General features: G+C 53.0%; 1 rRNA gene. It reads right to left on the minus strand.

From position 1 onward, the window contains the following. Positions 1-13: 13 nt before the first annotated feature. Positions 14-1,542, minus strand: a 16S ribosomal RNA gene (locus RUGAMON1_RS32565). Between the last annotated feature and the right edge of the window lie 78 nt (positions 1,543-1,620).

Raw genomic sequence — 1,620 nt, forward strand, 5'->3', positions numbered from 1 at the left:
AGTGCTACTCTAGAAAGGAGGTGATCCAGCCGCACCTTCCGATACGGCTACCTTGTTACGACTTCACCCCAGTCACGAATCCTACCGTGGTAAGCGCCCTCCTTGCGGTTAAGCTACCTACTTCTGGTAAAACCCGCTCCCATGGTGTGACGGGCGGTGTGTACAAGACCCGGGAACGTATTCACCGCGACATGCTGATCCGCGATTACTAGCGATTCCAACTTCATGCAGTCGAGTTGCAGACTACAATCCGGACTACGATACACTTTCTGCGATTAGCTCCCCCTCGCGGGTTGGCGGCGCTCTGTATGTACCATTGTATGACGTGTGAAGCCCTACCCATAAGGGCCATGAGGACTTGACGTCATCCCCACCTTCCTCCGGTTTGTCACCGGCAGTCTCATTAGAGTGCCCTTTCGTAGCAACTAATGACAAGGGTTGCGCTCGTTGCGGGACTTAACCCAACATCTCACGACACGAGCTGACGACAGCCATGCAGCACCTGTGTACTGGTTCTCTTTCGAGCACTCCCCAATCTCTCAGGGATTCCAGCCATGTCAAGGGTAGGTAAGGTTTTTCGCGTTGCATCGAATTAATCCACATCATCCACCGCTTGTGCGGGTCCCCGTCAATTCCTTTGAGTTTTAATCTTGCGACCGTACTCCCCAGGCGGTCTACTTCACGCGTTAGCTGCGTTACCAAGTCAATTAAGACCCGACAACTAGTAGACATCGTTTAGGGCGTGGACTACCAGGGTATCTAATCCTGTTTGCTCCCCACGCTTTCGTGCATGAGCGTCAGTTTTGACCCAGGGGGCTGCCTTCGCCATCGGTGTTCCTCCACATATCTACGCATTTCACTGCTACACGTGGAATTCTACCCCCCTCTGCCAAACTCTAGCCTTGCAGTCTTCATCGCCATTCCCAGGTTGAGCCCGGGGATTTCACGACAAACTTACAAAACCGCCTGCGCACGCTTTACGCCCAGTAATTCCGATTAACGCTTGCACCCTACGTATTACCGCGGCTGCTGGCACGTAGTTAGCCGGTGCTTATTCTTCAGGTACCGTCATTAGCCCACTGTATTAGAACAGGCCGTTTCTTCCCTGACAAAAGAGCTTTACAACCCGAAGGCCTTCTTCACTCACGCGGCATTGCTGGATCAGGCTTGCGCCCATTGTCCAAAATTCCCCACTGCTGCCTCCCGTAGGAGTCTGGACCGTGTCTCAGTTCCAGTGTGGCTGGTCGTCCTCTCAGACCAGCTACTGATCGATGCCTTGGTAGGCTTTTACCCTACCAACTAGCTAATCAGATATCGGCCGCTCCAGGAGCATGAGGTCTTGCGATCCCCCACTTTCATCCTTAGATCGTATGCGGTATTAGCGTAACTTTCGCTACGTTATCCCCCACTCCAGGGTACGTTCCGATATATTACTCACCCGTTCGCCACTCGCCGCCAGGTTGCCCCGCGCTGCCGTTCGACTTGCATGTGTAAGGCATGCCGCCAGCGTTCAATCTGAGCCAGGATCAAACTCTTCAGTTTAATCTCTGTTACTTTTGCTACTCTCGTAGCACCCTTATTGCTAAGGGGTCGCTCACTCAAAATACTGACAGGCCACTA

This window comes from Duganella rhizosphaerae (assembly GCF_040364205.1).
GTDB classification, from domain to species: domain Bacteria; phylum Pseudomonadota; class Gammaproteobacteria; order Burkholderiales; family Burkholderiaceae_D; genus Rugamonas; species Rugamonas rhizosphaerae.